The 2,728-nt window shown below is 50.0% G+C and carries 2 tRNA genes and 2 rRNA genes (1 of these 4 cut by a window edge); all 4 read right to left on the bottom strand.

The window, feature by feature from the left end:
• Positions 1–298, bottom strand: a 23S ribosomal RNA gene (locus NUV89_RS27100) (it extends 2,682 nt beyond the left edge of the window).
• Positions 299–546: 248 nt separating this feature from the next.
• Positions 547–622: transfer RNA gene (locus tag NUV89_RS27095), tRNA-Ala, on the bottom strand.
• A 30-nt stretch (positions 623–652) separates the two neighbouring features.
• Positions 653–729, bottom strand: a tRNA-Ile gene (locus NUV89_RS27090).
• An 83-nt stretch (positions 730–812) separates the two neighbouring features.
• Positions 813–2,349 (bottom strand): 16S ribosomal RNA (locus NUV89_RS27085).
• Together the 16S and 23S rRNA genes with 2 tRNA genes alongside form the textbook arrangement of a ribosomal RNA operon.
• Positions 2,350–2,728: the final 379 nt, after the last annotated feature.

Below are 2,728 nucleotides of genomic sequence, written 5' to 3'. Positions count from 1 at the left end.
AACGTTCCGCTAATCTCAAAGCCACTTAAGGGCTAGTCCCCGTTCGCTCGCCACTACTAAGGGAATCTCGGTTGATTTCTTTTCCTCAGGGTACTTAGATGTTTCAGTTCCCCTGGTTCGCCTCTTACGCCTATGTATTCAGCGTAAGATAACCATCTTATGATGGCTGGGTTCCCCCATTCAGACATCTCCGGATCAAAGTCTGTTTGCCGACTCCCCGAAGCTTTTCGCAGGCTACCACGTCTTTCATCGCCTCTGACTGCCAAGGCATCCACCGTATGCGCTTCTTCACTTGACCATATAACCCCAAGCAATCTGGTTATACTGTGAAGACAACATTCGCCGAAAATTCGATAATACTCAAAACTGAGTAACTCACAAATTTTACCTTAGCCTGATCCGTTACCAGTGAAAGTAACGTTCAGTCTATCTTTCTATCACATACCCAAATTTTTAAAGAACGATCTAATCAAAGACTAGAAATCAACATTCACCATCATCACAATGGAATGCTCATTTCTAAGCTTTCAACAACAGAAGCAGTAGTGGTGGAGCCAAACGGGATCGAACCGTTGACCTCCTGCGTGCAAGGCAGGCGCTCTCCCAGCTGAGCTATGGCCCCGTATTTCTACAGGCGTTTCCCACACAAAATTGGTGGGTCTGGGCAGATTCGAACTGCCGACCTCACCCTTATCAGGGGTGCGCTCTAACCAACTGAGCTACAGACCCAATTTCGGGCTGCTTCTTTATCGTCTTCTTCAATGAATCAAGCAATTCGTGTGGGAACTTATGGAGCAGCTGATGTCGTCGATTAAGGAGGTGATCCAGCCGCAGGTTCCCCTACGGCTACCTTGTTACGACTTCACCCCAGTCATGAATCACACCGTGGTAACCGTCCTCCCGAAGGTTAGACTAGCTACTTCTGGTGCAACCCACTCCCATGGTGTGACGGGCGGTGTGTACAAGGCCCGGGAACGTATTCACCGCGACATTCTGATTCGCGATTACTAGCGATTCCGACTTCACGCAGTCGAGTTGCAGACTGCGATCCGGACTACGATCGGTTTTATGGGATTAGCTCCACCTCGCGGCTTGGCAACCCTCTGTACCGACCATTGTAGCACGTGTGTAGCCCAGGCCGTAAGGGCCATGATGACTTGACGTCATCCCCACCTTCCTCCGGTTTGTCACCGGCAGTCTCCTTAGAGTGCCCACCATTACGTGCTGGTAACTAAGGACAAGGGTTGCGCTCGTTACGGGACTTAACCCAACATCTCACGACACGAGCTGACGACAGCCATGCAGCACCTGTCTCAATGTTCCCGAAGGCACCAATCTATCTCTAGAAAGTTCATTGGATGTCAAGGCCTGGTAAGGTTCTTCGCGTTGCTTCGAATTAAACCACATGCTCCACCGCTTGTGCGGGCCCCCGTCAATTCATTTGAGTTTTAACCTTGCGGCCGTACTCCCCAGGCGGTCAACTTAATGCGTTAGCTGCGCCACTAAAAGCTCAAGGCTTCCAACGGCTAGTTGACATCGTTTACGGCGTGGACTACCAGGGTATCTAATCCTGTTTGCTCCCCACGCTTTCGCACCTCAGTGTCAGTATTAGTCCAGGTGGTCGCCTTCGCCACTGGTGTTCCTTCCTATATCTACGCATTTCACCGCTACACAGGAAATTCCACCACCCTCTACCATACTCTAGTCAGTCAGTTTTGAATGCAGTTCCCAGGTTGAGCCCGGGGATTTCACATCCAACTTAACAAACCACCTACGCGCGCTTTACGCCCAGTAATTCCGATTAACGCTTGCACCCTCTGTATTACCGCGGCTGCTGGCACAGAGTTAGCCGGTGCTTATTCTGTCGGTAACGTCAAAACAATCACGTATTAGGTAACTGCCCTTCCTCCCAACTTAAAGTGCTTTACAATCCGAAGACCTTCTTCACACACGCGGCATGGCTGGATCAGGCTTTCGCCCATTGTCCAATATTCCCCACTGCTGCCTCCCGTAGGAGTCTGGACCGTGTCTCAGTTCCAGTGTGACTGATCATCCTCTCAGACCAGTTACGGATCGTCGCCTTGGTGAGCCATTACCTCACCAACTAGCTAATCCGACCTAGGCTCATCTGATAGCGCAAGGCCCGAAGGTCCCCTGCTTTCTCCCGTAGGACGTATGCGGTATTAGCGTCCGTTTCCGAACGTTATCCCCCACTACCAGGCAGATTCCTAGGCATTACTCACCCGTCCGCCGCTCTCAAGAGAAGCAAGCTTCTCTCTACCGCTCGACTTGCATGTGTTAGGCCTGCCGCCAGCGTTCAATCTGAGCCATGATCAAACTCTTCAGTTCAAACATCTTTGGGTTTTTAAGAAACCCTAAACTTGGCTCAGCAATCGTTGGTTACATCTTTGATTTCTCGCGGAGTAACTTGTGATGCTGATAATCTTGTTGACTATCAGTCTGACTCCACAAGCACCCACACGAATTGCTTGATTCAGTTGTTAAAGAGCGGTTGGTTAAGATCTTTCGTCTCAACCGAGGCGCGCATTCTACAGCAGCCTCATTTGCTGTCAAGTGATTATTTTCAGAAGCTTTCGAAGAATTCTTCAACAACTTCAACCACTTGCGCTTCAGATCTCTCATCAGCGGGAGGCGAATTCTACAGCGTTACACGCTGCTGTCAACACCTCTTTTTCAACTTCCTTCGCGCTTCGATGAACTGAAGCAA

The sequence above is a fragment of the Pseudomonas sp. 18.1.10 genome (assembly GCF_024655625.1).
GTDB lineage: Bacteria > Pseudomonadota > Gammaproteobacteria > Pseudomonadales > Pseudomonadaceae > Aquipseudomonas.
Note: the sequence above shows the minus strand (reverse complement) of the source record. Positions and strands in the feature narration are given on the sequence as shown.